General features: G+C 69.5%; 1 protein-coding gene. It reads left to right on the top strand.

Going from position 1 to position 1,350, the window contains the following annotated elements; genetic code table 11:
• On the top strand, window positions 1–1,350 hold a 1,350-nt coding region (locus ACFXOA_RS32285), incomplete at both ends, for a condensation domain-containing protein (RefSeq protein WP_385035737.1).

Raw genomic sequence — 1,350 nt, 5'->3', positions numbered from 1 at the left:
ATCCGCGGCTTCCGCATCGAACCCGCAGAAATCGAAGCAGTCCTCACCAGCCACCCCGACGTCACCCACGCCGCCGTCATCATCCGCGAGGACCGCCCCGGCGAAAAGCAGCTCATCGCCTACACCGTCGGCACCTCGGACCAGCTGCAGCGATACGCCGCCTCGCGGCTCCCCGCCTACATGGTCCCCACCACCGTGGTCGCCCTCGACGCCCTCCCACTCACCGTCAACGGAAAGCTCGACAGAAAGGCCCTCCCTCTCCCCCCAACCCCCTCACACACCAACGGAACCAACGCCCTCACCCCCACCAACGCCCGCGAACAGATCCTCTGCGAAGTCTTCGCAGATGTCCTCGGCCTCGAAACCGTCCACATCGACGACGGCTTCTTCGACCTCGGCGGCGACTCCATCGCCTCCATCCAACTCGTCAGCCGCGCACGCAGAGCCGGACTCACCCTCACCACACGGGACGTCTTCGAACGCCGCACCGTCCGCGAACTCGCAGCCGTCGCCACGGACACGCACACGCAGAGCCCCACAGCACAGGACGGCGCAGGCGAAGTCCCCACCACCCCGATCATCGAATGGTTCCGGACCGGCGGCGGGCCCGTCCGCGAGTTCAACCAGTCCTACACGGTCCCCGTCCCCGCCGACCTCACCCTCACCGACCTCACCACCGCCTTCAGGGCCCTGGTCGACCACCACGACGCCCTCCGGATGCGTCTCCACCACAACCCCGGCACCAGCAACTGGGACCTGACCATCCCACCGGCCGGCGCCACGGACCCGTCCACCTGGATCCGCCGCGTCGACACCGCCGGCCTCACCCCCGCCCGGACCCACGAGAAGCTCACCCACGAGACCACCACCGCCCGCAGCCGCCTCGACCCCGAGAACGGCGTCATGGCACAGCTCGTCTGGTTCGACGCCGGCCCCGACCACGACGGACAGCTCCTCATCGTCATCCACCACCTCGTCGTCGACGGAGTCTCCTGGCGCATCCTCCTCCCCGACCTCGCCACCGCCCACCGCGCCGCGAGCACCGGACGACCCATCACACTCGAACCTGTCCACACCCCCTTCCGCCAGTGGGCCAAGGCCCTCAACCGGGCGGCCACGGAGGAGCACTGGACCAGCCAACTCCCCTACTGGCAGGCGATGGCGGCCGCCCCGCACGGCTCTCTGGGCGCCACCGAGCTCGATCCGGTCCGGGACACCCTCGGAACGGCTCTGTCGGTTCCGCTGGCCCTGTCCTCGGATGTGACGGAGAAGCTCCTCACCGTCGTCCCCACCGCCTACCGGGCCGGCATGAACGACGTCCTGCTCACCGCGCTCACCCTGGCCCTGCGC

Origin of the sequence: Streptomyces sp. NPDC059166 (genome assembly GCF_042755185.1) — a bacterium.
GTDB lineage: Bacteria > Actinomycetota > Actinomycetes > Streptomycetales > Streptomycetaceae > Streptomyces.
This window is presented reverse-complemented; position numbering and strand designations above follow the sequence as displayed.